This is a genomic window from Psychrobacter sp. PSP, assembly GCF_024085615.1.
GTDB lineage: Bacteria > Pseudomonadota > Gammaproteobacteria > Pseudomonadales > Moraxellaceae > Psychrobacter > Psychrobacter pacificensis.
This window is the reverse complement of sequence record NZ_JABLTF010000021.1, coordinates 488,193-506,703: the sequence shown is the minus strand read 5'-3', so window position 1 is coordinate 506,703 and position 18,511 is coordinate 488,193. Positions and strand designations below refer to the sequence as shown.

Sequence of the window (18,511 nt, the reverse complement as noted above, 5' to 3'; positions counted from 1 at the left end):
CTGATAATGAAATACAGGACATTGAGAACAAACTAAACAACAGACCAAGAAAACGATTAGGGTTTAAAACGCCTATGCAGGCGTTCTATAATATTAATTAGCGTTGCACTTGGTGTGTTAATCTAAGTTTTTAAATAACATGATTAATTCTCTCAAAATGGAAAGTAGGTTATGGGTGAGTGATATTCAGTAATGACTCTACAGTCGCTAGCAGCACTTTGGCACCTTGGATTAAATCATAAGTTTCAGTGAATTCTTTAGGGTTGTGACTTATACCATCTTTACTTGGTACAAAAATCATTGCAGCTGGAGCAATACGAGCAATCATTTGAGCATCGTGACCTGCACCTGATGTCATGCGACGATGTGGAATATTAAGTGCATTGGCGGCCTGCTCAATAGAATGAACCAGGTCTTCGTCAAAAATAACGGGATCAAATCGAGCCAATACTTCCGTTTCTATCGTTACCCCTTCTTTTTGGCGTAATATATTCAGATGCTCAACTAACGCTTGCTCAGCAATGCCCAATTTAGCGTTATCAGGATTACGTAAATCTACGGTTAATTCAGCTGATCGAGGGATCACATTGATGGCATTTGGCTCAAATTGAATACTACCTACCGTTGCTAAAGTATCTGCGTTATTATCAGTGTGGTTACGCAAAAATGCTATGATAGATGCGGCTACGTAGCCTGCATCATGCCGCATTGACATTGGTGTAGTGCCAGCGTGATTCGCTTTTCCTTTGATGAAGATTTTTTGCCAAGAAATACCTTGTAAGTTAGCCACTGCACCAATCTGAATGCCTTCTTTATCTAAAACTGGGCCTTGCTCGATGTGCAATTCAAGATATTGGCTTGGTACTAAAGTTCCTAGTGGCATATCGCCATGGTAGCCTATACGTTTTAATTCATCTCCTAAACGTGTGCCATCGGAACCAATGTTGTTCAAGACTTGTTCCGCGCTTAAGCCCCCTGCATGAGCAAGCGAACCCATCATGTCCGGTTGATAGCGCACACCTTCTTCATTGGTGAATGCTGCCACGATAATCGGCCTTGAAGGAGTCTGTCCTAGATCCCGATAGGCTTTAGTGACTGACAATCCAGCCAATACACCATAGCAGCCATCTAATGCGCCAGCGTTGTATACGCTATCAATATGAGAACCAATCATCAAAGCATTTTCTCTTGTATTGCCTGACTGATCAGGCAAAATACCAAAGATATTGCCAATCTCATCAATATGGACTGTTAGGTCAAGTGCTTTCATCCATGTCACTACTTGGTCACGCCCAAGCTTTTCTGCATTCGTTAAGGCAATACGTGAACGACCACCATTCTGATTGTCTATACCAATATTTCCTAAGGTTTCAATATTTTGAAGGAGTGTGTTTGCATCTAAAGTAAGTACTGTCATATAAATCCCATACTTTTGAGTAAATAGTCTGTTGCGATATGACTAGTATAAGAAGGCTTTGTAGTATGATTTCTCTAAATTGACCATCTAAACGCAAATTTATTGCGTTACACTATTCCTAAGAACAGCTTTTCTTTATTTATAAGTAAAATAATTTCAAAATATTTGATGAAAAGCATTTCTTAAACACAAAGGAATAAAATGCTATTTGCATGAACTAAAATAGTGAACGCCACAGAAATGTCCCAATTGGCCAAGACAACTCTTACCATTAAGTGCAAATACTTATGATTGAAGTAGATGAATTTGATCTAAAAATACTACGTGCAATTCAAAAGGATGCGCGCATACCTCAAAGTGAACTTGGGGAGAAAGTTAGTTTGTCTACAGCTGCTATAAATCGACGATTAAAGAAGCTCAAGGCTAATGGTGTGATCAAGCAGTACACCGCGTTACTCAATCAAGAAGCATTAGGGTTTGGTTTGACTATTATTGCGAATATTGAAGTGGAGTCAGAAAAAATACATGAACTGGATGCAACGCGCCAAGATTTTGAAAACTGCCCCTTCGTTCAACAGTGCTATTACGTAACTGGGGAATGGGACTTTGTCTTAATTTTTGCAGTGAAAAGTATGGATCAATATAACGATTTAACCCGCGAGTTATTTTTTCAAAATCCTAATATCAAACGCTTTAAAACCCTTGTGACTATGTCTAAAGCTAAAATTGGAGTGGGGTTAGCACTGTAAGAAGGCAGTTTATTATAGGGGTTACATTAGGCGTATGGTGTCAAAAAAGACAGTGGATTTTTTAAATTATATACAAAATATTTTTTAAGAGCTTTACGTTCTGGTGCTGCTGAAATAGTTGATCCTCTACCGACAAGAAGTTTCATTCTTGGAGTAAAATTCGCACATGAAGTTTGGGGAGTTCCTAAGAACTATATTCTATTCAGTACAGGCGAAGGTGAAGGGGGGTATTTGTACAACATAGAAGATGATAGTGTATGGGATTATCAGATGGGACAGCTACAGCAACTAGCCGACGGTACATTACCGCATTGGGATAGCTTCTATGAATTTATGATTTGGTATTTGAGCGATGAAGAAGATGCTTGATGATTTTTATCATAAAGCCTAACTAATTAAGTTGGATCTAATTTTTCCAACTCCTTTATTCATACCAAGATGAAGGCAAATGGAATGAAACCTTCCCTAGCTTTGAACAATCTTAGATTGTTCAACAAGTACACTGTGAAGTACACTACAGTTATCACAAGAATTCAAACTATTGATACCAGTGGTCTACAGCCAAATATTCAATTCCTCACTAGGGAACCACTCTTATTCCTATAAAGGTACATTATGGCAAATAAACTTTAACCGAAGCAGATTGCTAAGAACAAAAGGCTACTAACGCCTTACCTATCTATATTATAGGAACATTAATACAAATAGATAGGGCATTAAAAAAGGATACCATCGTATCCTTTTTTTGTTTTCGTAATAATTGAGAGTAAACCTATCTTAGTGATGCTCACCAGGGAGAATTCTGGCAAAGGCACGCTGCGCAAAGTTAGGCTTGCTATCAGTCGTTTGCGCCGCTGTCGAACTTGGGAAGATACGATAACCAATTGATTGAATACCGACGTTAAATGCTGGCACCAACGAATAAGTGGCTGAGGCAAATTTGCCCATATTACTGGCAATACTGTTTGGCTTATGGACAATCGCTTTTGCGACCATTAATGCAGCTTCATCAGGCATCAAAGCTGGCATATAACGGTATAGCTTGGTGGGGGCAATCATAGGGGTACGTACCAAAGGCATAAAGATATTGGTGACCTTGATATTATCGCCTTTGACTTCCGCGGCTAAGCAACGACTAAACGCATCTAGTGCAGATTTTGACGCCACATACGCGGCAAAACGAGGGCTGTTGGCCAATACACCAATCGAAGAGATATTGACGACTTGACCCGTTTGGCGGCTAATCATCGTCGGCAAGAAACCCAAAATAATTTTGACCGCGCCAAAATAATTGATTTCCATGGTGCGCTCAAAGTCATGAAAACGGTTGACCGACTCATGGACTGAACGGCGAATCGAACGACCAGCATTATTGACCAATACATCCACATGTTTAAAATCAGCAAGAATTTGTTCGCTGATTTTTTCAATCTCATCCATATTAGTGAGGTCACATGGATAATAACTGGCCCTGCCACCCAATATTTCAATATTTTCTTTGACGGTTTTTAGTTTGTCTTCAGTACGCGCCAACAAAATAACATGCGCCCCGCACTCACTTAATAAAAAAGCCGTACGCTCGCCAATACCACTTGATGCACCCGTAATGATAATATTCTTGCCTTTTACTGCTTTTGTTATTGCTTTTTTCGAGGGATTAGCCATAAAAAGTCCTTTTTGTCTGTCCTATGCCAATGAAAATTCGTTTACAGCATAGCAAAAAAATATCGCATACAGTGAACAAAACACCAATAGCTGATAGTTAACTTGACGGTTTTAGAGGTTTATAGTGATATATCATCATATAATAGTGACGATATTTAGCGCCATACTTTTTGCTGACTGATACAGAGGAGACATTATTTTGATCGGAAACCTAACCCACTATATTGACTTGATTGCCAAGATAGTCGAAGTCATTGGTGTCTTGATTATGTTCTTTGGACTCCTCTTTGCCTTTTACAAAGCATTTCGGATATCGGGCGGCCTGAACCATAATACCTATGTAGAGAGCAGGCAGACCGTTGGCAAATCCATTCTTTTGGGACTTGAGGTACTGATTGCCGCAGACATTATGGCAACGGTGGTGACAGAGCCGACATTACGCAGAGTCTTAGTATTGGGTATTATCGTGCTTATTCGTACGTTTTTGAGTTTATCACTACAAGTTGAGCTAGAAGGCCGATTCCCTTGGCAAAAAGAAAAGCCAACATCTGAGAAAAACCCTGATGCTATGCCTTTTAACGAAGCCGCTCCTGCTGATAAAATATAGCTCTAATCAATAGAGCTGAAAGAGGTATCAGTGATTTATGCTTATGATAAGCGTGATGAAACTGTACAGATCATTACTACTCATGCGTCTGCAAAAAACGCTCAACCACGCGGAACTGCCCTGCTGTACTCTCCTCGCCATACATCGCTTGACGGAAAGCGTTGGAGTTGGGGATGCCTGTCGTATACCACGCAATATGCTTGCGGGCGATACGGCAGCCAGAGTACTCGCCGTAAAAGTCATACAGCTCTTGCAAATGCGCCAGTACAACTTCCTTAATCTCGCTCACACTTGGGGCATCAAGCACATCACCTGTGCGCAAAAAGCGCTCAATATCACGAAATATCCACGGCTGCCCTTGCGCGGCTCGCCCAATCATCACCGCATCACAGCCTGTCATCTCATAAACATGCTGCGCTTTTTGCGCGCTATCGATATCGCCATTCGCAATGACAGGAATGCTAATGCTGTCTTTGACTTCGCGTATTAACTCATAACGCGCCTCGCCCGTATACATATCCTCGCGCGTACGCCCATGAATCGCAATCGCGGCAATACCTGCTTGCTCTGCCCGCTTGGCGACTCGCAGGATGTTTTCACGACCGTTTTCAAACCCCAAACGTGTTTTTAGTGTGACAGGCGCATCAACGGCATTGACTGCAGCATCAAGCAATCTTGCTACTAAATCCTCATCTTGCAGCAGCGCTGAGCCTGCCAGCTTACGACAAACTTTTTTGGCCGGACAGCCCATATTGATATCGATAATCTGCGCACCATTATCAATCTGATAGCGAGCCGCTTCAGCCAATTTATCTGGTTCTGCACCTGCTATCTGAGCAGAGATAGGTGCTATCTCGTTATCGAAGTTCGCACGATATAGGGACTTTTTGCGCGCATAAAGTGCGGTATCAGCGATGATCATCTCACTGACGGCATGACCTGCGCCAAATGACTTACACAATCGGCGAAAAGGATTGTCCGTCACGCCCGCCATCGGCGCAACCATCAAACGGTTTTCAATCGTCAGACCACCTATATTTAAGGGTTGCAACAATGGATGGTCGGACGAAGTCGAGGATGAAGGTAACACAGGAGAATCAATAGACATAAAAAAACGGCTTGATTTGTAAGGAAAACAAGCCGTTATTCTAAGGATTCTTACATTTATTGCAAGCGATTAACGTGAATAGCTTGCATAAGCATTACTCATTTTTGATACATTCTATTCATTATTTATCAAGCACACTGCCCTGCTCTAGCGTGATAGCATCATCATGCGCTTGCATACGCCACGGTAGGCTATCAGGTGACACATTCAAGAAGTGCAAATACTTCTCAAACTGATCGATGATATCATTGATCACCGATTCAGACTTATAACCGTATAAGTCATAGGTCTGACCACCACGGCGCAGATACACCTCAGCGCGATGATAGTGTTCTTGCGGCAAGGTGTCGGCGCTGCTTTCAGTATAATAATCAGGCGCTTCATGTTCAGACAAGCGCACTTCATACCAAAACTCGACATCGTCACCACGTTGCAACTCAAGCACGGCACGGTTATTGGCTGCATCATAATTCACCTCAGTCGTCCAACCTGTTTCTGCAAATTTAGACGACACTTCCATCATCGAGGGCATCACTACTTCTTTGATGTAGTTTAGCACCTTGTCACGTGTGGGCTTGTCGGTCATATAATCAATACGCTCACGCCATGCGGACGGTTTAAGTAAGTGCGGCGGTAGTTTGTTATTTTGATCAAGGCTTTGATTACGATGTCCCTCGATACGCAATGCGCGCCACATACCGAACATGGAGATCAGAATGATAATCGCAAATGGTAGTGCACTAACGATTGCTGCCGTTTGTAGCGCTGTGAGACCGCCTGCAATCAAAAGCACCGCGGCAACGGCCCCTTCAGTCACTACCCAAAAGCTGCGCTGCCACCATGGCGTATCACTACGACCACCAGCCGCCAGCGAATCGATCACCAATGAGCCAGAATCCGATGACGTCACAAAAAACGTAATAATCAACAAAATAGTCAATGACGACACAAATTCGGTAAACGGTAACCGCTCTAATAATTTAAATAAAGCAATCGCTTGGTTGTTTTGTACCTCGCTGATGAGTGAGTTATAGCCATCGACCATAATCATGTGTAGGGCAGTATCACCAAACACCGAAAACCAGAAGAACGTAAAGAACGTTGGCACCAACATCACACCGAGTACAAACTCACGGATGGTACGACCACGGCTAATCTTGGCGATAAACAGACCGACAAAAGGCGCCCATGCAATCGTCCATGCAAAGATAAACAAGGTCCAGCTACCGATCCAATCGCTATTCTCGTACGCTTGTAAGCTAAAGGTACGCTCAACGATATTACCCAAATAACTACCCGTATTTTCCATAAAGGCATTTAGGATAAAGATCGTCGGCCCTACTACAAATACAAACACCATCAACGCGGTTGCCAATACCATATTTAGAATAGACAAGCGTTTTACCCCTTTATCCATCCCTGCCAATACGGACACCAGTGCTGCTGATGTCACTAATGCAATCGCCACGACCTGTATGGTAGTATTCACGGGGATAATATCAGGTAACAAGTAGTTTAGACCTGCATTGATTTGCGATACTGACAGACCAAGACTGGTAGCAATACCAAACATCGTACCCAATATCGCAAACACATCAACAATATGCCCAATAGGACCATGAATCTTATCACCGATGAGTGGATACAGTGTTGAGCGTATCGATAGGGGCAAACCATGGCGAAAGGCAAAATACGCTAAGGATAGACCAACAACACCATAAATCGCCCAAATATGAAAACCCCAATGGAAATACGCAATTTGCATCGCCTCTTTTGCCGCGGCGATAGTTTGCGGATCCGACATTGGCGGACTAGAAAAATGCATCACTGGTTCCGCTACTCCATAAAATAGTAGCGCAATCCCGTAGCCTGCCGAAAACAGCATGGCAAACCATTCAAGGAATCCGTATTCCGCCTCCCCATGATCAGGGCCCAGCTTGATACTGCCATAAGACGAAAACGCCAGTACAATAATGAACATCAAAAACAGGGCAACCGCCAGCATGTAAAACCAGCCGAAGGTCTCGGTCGTAAAACTAAGCACATCACTGAACAGAGCACCCGCTGCCTCAGGATTGATGGCGGTACCGATGACCAACAGCAGCATAATCACAGCTGCGGGTATAAAGACTGGTAGTAAAATGGTAGAGCGTGAACCGTTAATCATAAGCAGTGATGTCCTCAAATCCGTAAAAATAAGTGATAAAGAATCCTATCCCTGATACTCATCAACATAATAGATATCAATCTACAAACAATAGATGTCATCAATATTAAAACAGCACGTTAGCAATAATACCGACGCATTCTGTATAGATGGGAATACTATGTAACATAAACTTTAGCCGAATCCCAAGATAAACGCGTGTTTACAACAATAACTTAACGTTTATTACACAATGATTACTGGGCAATAAAAAAGGCAACTTGTTAGTTGCCCTTCAATCTTATATACCTATCATCCTAAAAATTTATGCCTCGATATCAGGCAGCACTAATAGCTGTAGCAAGTCGCTGAGCAATATCTGCAAGCTCACCTTGATCAGCCTGCGTTACTGCATGACGTCCTAACTCATGAATACTCGATGGAATCAAATGCACATGATAATGAAAAACCGTTTGACCGGCTTGTGAGCCATTCAACTGCATCTGAATAACGCCTTCACGCTCAAACACTTGACGCTGTGCTTGCACAACCTTTTTAGAAGTCATCAGGACAGCAGCGGCATACTCTGGCTCAAGATCTACCAAGTCCACTGCCTTTTGCTTAGGTATCACCAATACATGACCTTCGGCTTGCGGCATGATATCCATAAAAGCAAGGGTCTTATCGTCTTCATAGACTTTATGACAAGGAATATCACCATCTAACATTTTGGCAAAAATATTATTGTCGTCATAAGCAGTCTTTTGATTTACTTCAGTCATTATTTTTTCCTTTGATTATTTGATTGTTGGATGCTTAACAGCTTTTAAAATGGTTTAGAGCGCTTGTCATATAGTGGACGAAATATAAGTTTAGTACAAGTTGCTATCATTTCCGTCGTTGATAAAATCAAGCTGTACACTCCCTAGCTTATCCCACTAATTTATTGGCGGGTCATGCCTTTTAAATGTTATATTAACCCTCTACTTTAATAACGCTATGTTTATGGATTCGTCTACTTTGCCAACTCAAACAGATATGGATAATACTGCTATAACACTTGATAATAAGGAAGAACACTCTGATATTGAGAGTGAAAGCAGTACTCAAACTATCGATCCAAACGCTATCATCTTAGCAGAAGCTTTGACTGACAAGGCGATTAGCTGGCAGATACACAACTGTAAAATCATCAAAAAGACCGTCACGCAAGATTTGCCACTGCCTTTTCTATATCATTATGATAGCTTAGACGATGCCGTCAAGCAGTCGCATCCGCTTACACCTGAATTACTGCTTCAATTCAATACACCTATGTCCGCTCGTGAAGCGGCTCAGTTAATTGGCATTGACGAGGAGCTGCTGACCAGTCCTTGGCATGTAAGAATTATGGGCTCATTGGTGGTATTTAGTGAGGCATTGCAGTTAGCCGTTCGTCTGCATTGGACCAATACGGGCAAAAAGACGCAGCAAATCTATACTAAGGATGCCGCCGACGCTATTATTGCCGCCTTTGAAGACTGGCAGTTTTTTGGTCGTGTAGACGTCCTTTATAAAAATAATAAGCAGATATTAATCAGTATTGATGCGCAAAATGCCAACACTCAAGCGTTAGCTGCCGAATCGCTATTGACGATTGATGCGAGTAGTGGCTATCAACAGCTTTTGGCCACCCATGCGCTGGCAGTTATTATGAAGCTAGAAGCCGATAAAGCTGAACTACCTTGGTTTGAAAAAGCCATCTTAGCGCGTCTTGAATAGTCCATTTTTACCCATCTTTTATGGTTATAACTTCATTATTATTGGCACATGATTTTTTATTATTCATATCTAATGGTATGGTAATGAATTAGTATTATTCACTAGTCCTCACCCTCTATAAAAAGCACACTATCCTTATCAGAACTGAGGGTGCAGATTTTAACAACCCCGCCTATTTGTAAGGAATATCACATGGATTATCGCTCAAAAACCTCTACCGGCGGTCGTAATATGGCAGGCGCGCGCGCATTATGGCGTGCCACTGGCATGACTGACGGCGACTTTGGCAAGCCAATCATTGCGATTGCTAACTCTTTTACCCAGTTTGTACCCGGCCATGTGCATCTAAAAGATCTTGGACAACTGGTCGCCCGTGAGATTGAGCAAGCAGGCGGCGTTGCAAAAGAGTTCAATACCATTGCGGTCGATGATGGTATTGCGATGGGCCATAGCGGTATGTTGTACTCGCTACCAAGCCGTGATTTGATCGCTGATTCTGTCGAGTATATGGTCAATGCCCACTGTGCAGATGCGCTGGTTTGTATTTCTAACTGTGACAAAATCACCCCCGGTATGCTGATGGCGGCAATGCGTCTCAACATACCTGTGGTATTTATTTCAGGTGGCCCAATGGAAGCGGGCAAAATCCTAGCCAGTACCGTCGGTAAGAGCCACAATACCGATAGTAATGATAACAGTGCCGTTCGTAAGCTTGACCTCGTCGATGCAATGATGGACGCAGCTGATGACAGCATCAGTGATGAGGATGTGGCCACTATCGAAGCCTCAGCCTGTCCGACTTGCGGCTCGTGCTCTGGGATGTTCACAGCCAACTCGATGAACTGCTTGACCGAAGCGTTAGGCTTGGCCCTACCGGGTAATGGCTCGCTACTCGCTACTCATTCACTACGCCGTGAGCTGTTCTTAGAAGCGGGACGCACTATTGTCTCGCTTGCGAAACGTCGCTACGAGCAAGATGATGATTCAGTATTACCACGCTCAATCGCGACCAAAGCCGCTTTTGAGAACGCAATGAGCTTAGATATTGCCATGGGGGGTTCAACCAATACCATCTTGCATCTACTTGCTGCGGCCAATGAAGCCGAAATTGATTTTAAAATGGCTGATATTGACCGTCTAAGCCGCGGTGTGCCTTGTCTAGCAAAAGTAGCCCCTGCCTCACAAAAATTCCATATGGAAGACGTGCATCGTGCGGGCGGTGTCTTTGCGTTGTTGGCTGAACTTGATCGTGCGGGATTGTTGAAAACTGACGTACCGACTATCCATAGTACGACAATGAAAGAAGCGATTGATAAATGGGATATCATGAATCATGATAACCATGAGGCACGCGCGCGTTTCCTTGCTGCACCGGGTGGCGTTCGCACCACCGAGGCGTTTTCACAATCAAAAGAATGGTCAAACCTTGACGTCAACCGTGAGTCAGGTTGTATCCGTAGTGCCGAACACGCCTACTCTGCAGATGGTGGATTGGCTGTATTATATGGCAATATTGCCGAGCGTGGCTGCGTGGTCAAAACCGCTGGTGTCGATGAGAGTATCTTAACCTTTACCGGTCGCGCACGTATTTTTGAATCACAAGATGCGGCTGTCGCGGCAGTTTTAGACGACAAAATCGTTGCAGGCGATGTGGTCATCATCCGCTATGAGGGCCCTAAAGGTGGCCCTGGTATGCAAGAGATGCTCTATCCAACGACGTATCTGAAGTCAAAAGGTTTGGGTAAAGAATGCGCCCTACTCACTGATGGTCGTTTTTCTGGTGGCACATCCGGTCTATCAATCGGTCATGCTAGCCCAGAAGCTGCTGAAGGCGGTGCCATTGGTCTGGTTGAAGAAGGTGATAGCATTCACATCGACATTCCAAATCGTACTATCAACATGCAAGTCAGTGATGCAGACTTGGCCGCGCGCCGAGAAGCTATGGAAGCGCGCGGTCGCGACGCATGGAAACCCGTCAGTCGTGATCGTCATGTCTCGCCGGCATTACGTGCTTATGCTGCAATGACGACCAGTGCGGACACTGGCGCTGTGCGCGACGTAAGCCAAGTTGAGCGCTAAGAACTCTATCTAAACCCTTCGTTTTCATAACTTATTTATAAAAATCTATCAAGCCTGCGCCATGCAGGCTTTTTTTTCACCAAAAAACAACGCATCTGTCGTTCTGATAACTATTTCTTTCGGTAATAATTCTTTTTTATCGTTATGATAAGTCATATTGCAGGCTAGATATTAAACATCTATACCAACCATTATCAATATCGAAAGCAAACCTCTCAAAACAATTCCTTAAAATATAACAACGTGCGAAAACCTTATGATTGAGAACTACAATTTATTTTTATTAATCTGCGGTATCGCCTTTTTATTAGGGGCATTGTTTCCTGTTATCTTTAAACGCACCTCGATATCATTGCCTATGCTACAAGTGAGTTTTGGCTTGATGATGGGTTACTGGTGGACGTCTCTATCGTTTTTGGACCCTATCAATAATGGAATAATCATCGAAAAACTGACTGAAATTGTCATTTTAGTCTCATTGGTTGGTGCGGGTATCAAAATTGATACTGATTTCTCTTGGCAGCTGTGGCGACCGACGGTTAGGCTCTTACTCATTACGATGCCCATCGGTATTTTTGCGATGGCAGGGTTAGGCTATTATGCCTTTGGCTTGAGCCTTGGCGCTGCTATTTTGCTGGGTGCGGTATTAGCACCTACCGATCCTGTTCTGGCATCTAGTATTCAGGTGGGCCCCCCTAATACAGGAAGAGAAGACACACCTCGCTTTACGTTGACTTCAGAAGCAGGGTTAAACGACGGATTGGCTTTTCCTTTTGTTTACTTGGCGATTAAAATTGCGGAAGCTTTTAGTGAAGGAAACGCTTTTACCAGTGAGATGCTGTGGTCATGGTTCACCCATGATGTTTTGTGGAAGATTGGCGCAGGGGTATTGGTTGGTGTGCTGGTTGGTAAGGCGATGGCCAAAGTAGTATTTTCTAAACACACCCGTGAGACCACGATATCGCAAGGATATGTAGTTATTGCTCTGACTTTGGTGGCATATGGTGTCGCAGAGTATGTGCACAGCTATGGTTTTATCGCTGTCTTCGTCGCTGCATTTGCATTTAGGCGTTCAGAATGTGAGCACTCCTACCATCAAAAACTACACGATTTTGCTGAGCAATCAGAAGGTTTGTTGATGTCGTTAGTACTGGTTATTTTTGGTATGTTCTTGGGTCAAGGTTTGCAAGCTGGTGTTGAGCTAACATGGCGTGTGTATATCGTCAGTTTTACTTTCCTACTACTCATACGCCCAATTGGCGGATTTATCGCGTTATCAGGACTTCATTTACCCCGTACTGAAAAATACGCAATTTCAGCACTAGGTATACGCGGTATTGGTACTTTGTACTATCTGTCTTATGCGCTCAACACAGATTTCTTTGCTGAGGATGATGCGCTCAAACTATGGATTGTCTGCTCGATTGTGATTCTGACCTCCATCTTCATCCATGGTCTGAGCGCAACAAGGCTACTTAAAATGACACCAAAAGAGCATCATTAACCACTCATGCTGTTATTATCATTGATAAAGTGGATTCATTTATAGAATTGCCTTTATCAGCGTACTTCATCAACCCAGCCCAGAACCGCTTCTGTCAATGCAAACTGACGAATATCGTTGAGCATGGTGGTATCAAAATTATGGATAAAGGCAAATGACAGTTGACGCGTAGGATCACACCAAGCGACTGAGCCGTTATATCCCATGTGCCCAAACCCTGATAGTGCTGGATCAATGCTATTATCGATAGTGTCGTTACCACTGCATATACTGAATAATCTGTGGTAGCCCAGTCGCCACTGCATAGGCGCTGGCATGACAGCATCTAGGCCTGTGACTTGTATTGCGGAGAGCTGCTTAAACGTAGCACTATCAATTAGCGTCTGCCCTTGCCAAACCCCACCATTGGCCAACATAGCATAGATAGTGGCTAGCGCATCCGCTGAAGCGACGCCATTAGCAGCGGGAATGATTGCCTGTAGTGTCTTGCGATTGTGATAATCAAGTGCTTGTTTTCCGGCAGGAATGAGCGCTGCTTTATAGTTTTTAAGATTGAGCTGACTGGTATTAAAATATAGGCTATTAATACGCGCAGTATTTAATACAGGTTGTATGTTATCAATATTTTTATCGTCCAGATCGTCGTTAAGGCTACTTTGCGTTTCAGCTGTACGCTCATCATTGAGCATTTTCTGTTGCCAGCAATAATAGCTAGGCAGACTTGCATAAGTATGTAAGGTGCTTGGTGAGTCGGATTTTAGGGTTGGTTTTTGGCGCTTGTTACGCAGTTGTACGCTATCCTCATTTGATGACTCAAAGTCTTTGGCAAGCTTTGCTACTTGATCTACTTTGCTATCTGGTACACCAAAATAGCAACTGTCTGCAATACCTAAAGGCTCGGTTAGATACTGACGTAAAGCTTCGGCTAATGACATATGCGTTACGGCTTCTATCACACCGCCAAGTACCCAACCATAGACCAACGCGCTATAAGCGCTGTCATATACAGCGGCGTCCTCAGGTGCTGTGATAGGCATTTCTTCAATATGATTCAGCATAACGCGCCAATCGAGCATCGTGTCACTATCGACATCGATACTGGTGATCGAAAACAAATCCGCCTGATGTGACATCACCTGTCGCAAGGTAATTTTGTCTTTACCTGTTGCGGCAAACTCTGGCCAATAGTGAGCAATAGGCACATCATAACCAAGCAGCTGCTGCGAAACCAATACATGCAGTAGCGTCGCTAAGATGCCTTTACCGGTAGAAAAATTGATGGCAAGCGTATCAGACTGCCATGATGCATCCAAACGCGCCATACCTGTACTTGCCTGTGCAATACACTCGCCTGCCTGATACACAACCACAGCACCACCAGCTGGCGCGTCATCTAGCTGTAAGTCTGTAAATAACTGCTGTAAGCGGCGTTGTAAATCTATGCTCATAGATGTATCGATATTTTTATCATTATTTTGCTTGTTGTCGTCCATCATTGCTACCTTGCTCCAGTATTGTGAACTGACCTCGTATTAAAATCAGTTGGGTACATGCGTTATAGAGATATTGGAGATCAGTATAAATGCATTGATAACCAATAAAAAAGGCCACCTATCGGTCGCCTTTTTATGCTTCAATTATTATGATAATTTAGCGCGGTACTAGCAAGCGATTATGGACTTCTTGTTCAAGCTTGGTCAAGCCGTGACTACGTCCACGCTCCATAGCCGTATCCATCTTGCGACCACGCAACCAGCCTGCGCGTAGTGCAATGGCAGCCCCTACCCTGTTGCCTGAACCACAGTGTATGGCCATCTTTTTACCATGATACTGACGCAATATATTATCAAAAGCCAATATCTTAAGCTGCTTTAGCTCTTCAGCGCCATTAATAGGCAGGTGCTCATAGCTCATTCCTGCACGCTCAACGGCCGCTGATTCATTAAAACTCAACTCATCCTCTGACTGCAAATTAATCACCAACTCAACGCCAGCTTTTGCTAGAGCGGCGACTTTTTCCTCATTTAACGCGCCGCACACAATAGTATTGGCATCCGGACGAAAATAAGGCTCAAAGACAGCGGACAAATCAACACCATTGTCAGAATCGCTATGGTCATTAATTGAGATATTAGTGACAGCGTTGTCATTAGCAGCTACTGTATCAATAGTCATTGATCTGTCAGCTTGATCCGTACTTGTCGCGCTATTTTGTGAATTCATGTTTTGTGCAGTCATAATGATAAACGTGTTGGTTAAATATGGCTATTAAGATATCGGTTTGAATACGTCGTACAATGCTTGCTACTTGCTATTTAACGTCACGACACCCGCCAAATGTGGCTTACTGTTTTTGGAGCTATATAAGCCAAAATCACAGGTATCGCCGACACTTTCAAGCTGAGCGATTGGCTGCGCAATAAGCTCCACTTCTGCTGGCAAAAAGATCGGTAACTTGAAAGAAACATCAACGGTATAAGCATCAGGCAGCTCATCCATTAGAGCAAGACACTTAGCTTTTGACCACATGCCGTGTGCAATCGCTTTAGGGAAGCCAAACGCGCGCGCTGATAGTGGGTGCAAATGAATCAGGTTAAAGTCACCTGAAACAAAAGCATAACGGCGACCGATATCTTCTGGCACTTCAAAAATACTGTGTACGTCTTTTTTACCTACTTCTGGCTTCACAGCAACTGGACGCGGTGTGCTTTTTTTATCTTTGCTGCTGGCCGTTTTTTTGCTGCGTGATAGGTAAGTTGACGTTCCTTCCCAGATCACTTTGTCCTCTGCTTTGACCGTGGTGACAAAGTCAAATTGCTGACCTTGAGCATGGTCACGCAAGTTATCAAAAGTGACCGACATGGACACCGTTTCGCGCTCACCGATAGGACGATGCTGCGTGACGCTATTGTCTACGTGTACCAGACCCAACATCGCAAACGGAAACGGCTCTTTGACCATCATATTCATCTGTAGAGTCTGTGATAGTACTGAAAAGTACGTCGCTGGAACTTTACTATTATCAGCAAAGCCACAAATTTTACGATAGTCGTTTAGATTATCATGATCGATATGCAAATCATCGACGTAATAGGTGGCCTGTGGCAATTGATCTTTACTGACTTTGCCGCTGTTACCAATCGGTAGTAAGCTTTTGACAATATTGGCATAGGTAGTGTGCGCTTTTGGCAACGCGTCATAATGGGTGTCTGGCATAAGTAAATCCTAAATGTGGCTTGAACAAGATTTTTAACGTATCTAAAGACATTAAGCAGTCATTGACTGATACCTATTATCAATGAGTACTATATTCAATCAATTTTGCAAGTATCTTTAATAGCAAAAAATAGTTTGGCTGATGGCTCTTGTGTTTTTATCATAAAAAAGCCACCCGTGGGCAGCTTTATTACAAATTATCAGCAAATATTTCGTAAGCATATGTGAGGCAAATCAAAAACAAGGGATAATACCATCACGCTACTTTCTCCTCATTTGCCACACAGTCTCACCAACAAATCAGTATTATGCGCCAAGTAAGCTTTGACCACAAACACGAACTGTGTTGCCATTTAGGCCACCCGAAGCAGGTGAAGCCAACCATGCGATGGTCTCAGCCACGTCAACTGGTAAACCGCCTTGGCTCATTGAATTCATACGACGACCCGCTTCGCGAATAGCAAACGGAATCGCTTCCGTCATTTGTGTTTCGATAAACCCTGGTGCTACTGCATTGATGGTCATGCCTTTTGCGTTGTCTTCTAACTGCTTAGCAGTCGCATTAACCAAGCCAATAACACCCGCTTTAGAAGTGGCATAATTGGTCTGACCCATGTTGCCAGCGATACCTGAAATAGATGACACACAGACGATACGGGCGTTTTCTTTTAGCACGTCATTATCAAGCAAGTAGCGATTCAGCTTAGCAATGCTGCCCAAGTTAATATCGATGACCATATCCCACTTTTTCTCATCCATTCTGGCCAATGTCTTATCACGTGTCACGCCAGCATTATGAATGACTGAATCCAGACCACCACGCTTTTGCGCCGCATCTGCGATTTCTGCACCAGCGTCATCGCTAGTGATGTCTACTGTCAATACAGAGCCACTGATTTCGCTAGCAACTTTTTGTAGGTCAGCTTGCTGCTGCGGTACATCAAGACAGATTACATGCGCGCCCTCGCGAGCCAAGACGCGAGCAATTGCTTCGCCAATACCGCGACTTGCGCCCGTCACTAGCATCGTTTTACCGCCTAGAGGCTGATTCCAATCGACATCAACTGAGTCGCCCTTGCTCACGCGTACCACTTGTCCTGAGACATAAGCTGAACGTGCTGAAGTGAAAAAGCGTAAGGTCGAGTCTAGGTTTTGCTCAGCGCCTGTTTCTACATAGATAAGCTGAGCTGTAATGCCGCGCTTGAACTCTTTGCCTACTGATTTTACAAAGCCCTCAAGTGCCCGTTGTGCCATGGCAGTTTCGATATCAGTGATGTCCTCTGGCGTACGACCAATAACGATCACACGGCCTGATTTTTCAACGCGGCGCGCAACGCTATGAAAAAACTCGTACACTTCTTTTAGCTGATCTGCATTGCTGATATTACTTGCATCAAAAAGCAATACTTTGAACTGATCGTCACCACCTGTATTGGCTTTTGCTTCAACGCCTGCATCAGCAAGGGCGTCTTTAACATCATCACTGCTGTTTACATATACATCAGCATGCACATCTAACAAAATACGTGCAACAGATTCACTAATGCTTTTGTCCTCACCATTAGCACGGCCAACTAGTACACTGCCACGAACCAAACGCTCACCGCTTTCAAAACGATCAAGCGTCGCTGGCATTGGCAAACCTAAGTTCTTTGCGACTTTTTTACCAATAGAAGATTGAACAAAATCACCATAACGGTCTGACATAATATATTCCCTATAAATAATGAATGGTTGAAATAATAATAAACACTAAATGTAATACGCCTATTATATAGACTCATCAACATTGTAATTATTGATATTTGGTAAATCATTTTAAAACTGGCCAAACTATACACTGCCATTAAAAACATGTCCAAAAACAGACAATGTCTACAACAATCTGTAAACAAGTCAGTATACAAGCTGACGACTTTTTACCCACTTACTGACCATCATAACATGTTAAAATCTGACGTATAAGTTATGGCAAACATAATTATTGATAACAATATATTATCAAACATATCATTATGCAATGCTACTATCTGATATTCGTTGGTACTCGTCAGTCTATCAGCGCCTTAACCAGTACGCTTAAAGCTGTCATTGAACTTATACAAGCGACACATCGTTTGCTAAAGACATACATTAAACGAGCACAAAACGACTTATCATACACAGCGACACTAGGCGATAAATGATAATATTTGATTTTTGCTTAACATGACTTTGCCACTTTTTTTATTTTTACCCTTCAAATTTTCTGCCCATACT

General features: G+C 43.3%; 15 protein-coding genes. 6 read left to right on the top strand and 9 right to left on the bottom strand.

Annotation, left to right across the window (positions count from 1 at the left end; all coding sequences use genetic code 11):
• Positions 1-169: 169 nt before the first annotated feature.
• Positions 170-1,417, bottom strand: a complete 1,248-nt coding sequence (locus HL061_RS13950; protein WP_252963004.1) for a Zn-dependent hydrolase — start codon at positions 1,415-1,417, stop codon at positions 170-172.
• Between the two features lie 287 nt (positions 1,418-1,704).
• On the opposite strand from HL061_RS13950, the gene HL061_RS13945 reads away from it, so the two are divergent.
• The gene (locus HL061_RS13945; protein WP_252963003.1) at positions 1,705-2,166 is read left to right on the top strand and encodes an Lrp/AsnC family transcriptional regulator; all 462 of its coding nucleotides are present in this window, start codon (positions 1,705-1,707) and stop codon (positions 2,164-2,166) included.
• 231 nt (positions 2,167-2,397) lie between these two features.
• Positions 2,398-2,535, top strand: coding sequence for a hypothetical protein (locus HL061_RS13940; RefSeq protein WP_201568295.1), 138 nt, complete (start codon positions 2,398-2,400; stop codon positions 2,533-2,535).
• 408 nt (positions 2,536-2,943) lie between these two features.
• Here the strand turns inward: HL061_RS13940 and HL061_RS13935 are convergent, their stop codons facing one another.
• The gene (locus HL061_RS13935; protein WP_071001368.1) at positions 2,944-3,831 is read right to left on the bottom strand and encodes an SDR family NAD(P)-dependent oxidoreductase; all 888 of its coding nucleotides are present in this window, start codon (positions 3,829-3,831) and stop codon (positions 2,944-2,946) included.
• Between the two features lie 199 nt (positions 3,832-4,030).
• On the opposite strand from HL061_RS13935, the gene HL061_RS13930 reads away from it, so the two are divergent.
• On the top strand, positions 4,031-4,438 hold the full coding sequence (locus tag HL061_RS13930) for a DUF1622 domain-containing protein (protein ID WP_240365068.1): 408 nt from the start codon (positions 4,031-4,033) through the stop codon (positions 4,436-4,438).
• 76 nt (positions 4,439-4,514) lie between these two features.
• On the opposite strand, the gene dusB is transcribed toward HL061_RS13930, so the two are convergent.
• From dusB to HL061_RS13915, 3 genes are all read right to left on the bottom strand, one after another.
• Positions 4,515-5,546, bottom strand: coding sequence for a tRNA dihydrouridine synthase DusB (gene dusB, locus HL061_RS13925; protein WP_212563649.1), 1,032 nt, complete (start codon positions 5,544-5,546; stop codon positions 4,515-4,517).
• A 121-nt stretch (positions 5,547-5,667) separates the two neighbouring features.
• Positions 5,668-7,713 (bottom strand): BCCT family transporter, encoded by a 2,046-nt coding sequence (locus HL061_RS13920; protein ID WP_252963002.1) that lies wholly within the window; start codon positions 7,711-7,713, stop codon positions 5,668-5,670.
• Between the two features lie 317 nt (positions 7,714-8,030).
• The gene (locus HL061_RS13915) at positions 8,031-8,474 is read right to left on the bottom strand and encodes an HIT family protein (protein WP_186474719.1); all 444 of its coding nucleotides are present in this window, start codon (positions 8,472-8,474) and stop codon (positions 8,031-8,033) included.
• A gap of 223 nt (positions 8,475-8,697) precedes the next feature.
• On the opposite strand from HL061_RS13915, the gene HL061_RS13910 reads away from it, so the two are divergent.
• The 3 genes from HL061_RS13910 (at position 8,698) to HL061_RS13900 (ending at position 13,036) form a co-directional block, all read left to right on the top strand.
• Positions 8,698-9,453 (top strand): hypothetical protein, encoded by a 756-nt coding sequence (locus HL061_RS13910; protein ID WP_252963001.1) that lies wholly within the window; start codon positions 8,698-8,700, stop codon positions 9,451-9,453.
• Positions 9,454-9,645: 192 nt separating this feature from the next.
• A complete protein-coding gene (gene ilvD / locus HL061_RS13905) occupies positions 9,646-11,532 on the top strand; it encodes a dihydroxy-acid dehydratase (protein WP_212563651.1) in 1,887 nt (628 codons plus the stop codon).
• Between the two features lie 256 nt (positions 11,533-11,788).
• A complete protein-coding gene (locus tag HL061_RS13900; RefSeq protein ID WP_071001361.1) occupies positions 11,789-13,036 on the top strand; it encodes a cation:proton antiporter in 1,248 nt (415 codons plus the stop codon).
• A gap of 56 nt (positions 13,037-13,092) precedes the next feature.
• Here the strand turns inward: HL061_RS13900 and HL061_RS13895 are convergent, their stop codons facing one another.
• The 4 genes from HL061_RS13895 to HL061_RS13880 all read right to left on the bottom strand — a co-directional run bounded on the left by HL061_RS13895 (position 13,093) and on the right by HL061_RS13880 (position 17,959).
• Entirely contained in the window at positions 13,093-14,529 is a 1,437-nt protein-coding gene (locus HL061_RS13895) for a serine hydrolase domain-containing protein (RefSeq protein ID WP_083328791.1), read from the bottom strand.
• Positions 14,530-14,686: 157 nt separating this feature from the next.
• Entirely contained in the window at positions 14,687-15,274 is a 588-nt protein-coding gene (locus HL061_RS13890) for a sulfur transferase domain-containing protein (RefSeq protein ID WP_252963000.1), read from the bottom strand.
• 66 nt (positions 15,275-15,340) lie between these two features.
• Positions 15,341-16,252, bottom strand: a complete 912-nt coding sequence (locus HL061_RS13885) for a MaoC/PaaZ C-terminal domain-containing protein (RefSeq protein WP_071001360.1) — start codon at positions 16,250-16,252, stop codon at positions 15,341-15,343.
• Positions 16,253-16,558: 306 nt separating this feature from the next.
• Positions 16,559-17,959: a 3-oxoacyl-ACP reductase gene (locus tag HL061_RS13880; RefSeq protein WP_058024956.1), complete on the bottom strand. Its 1,401-nt coding sequence runs from the start codon at positions 17,957-17,959 to the stop codon at positions 16,559-16,561.
• Between the last annotated feature and the right edge of the window lie 552 nt (positions 17,960-18,511).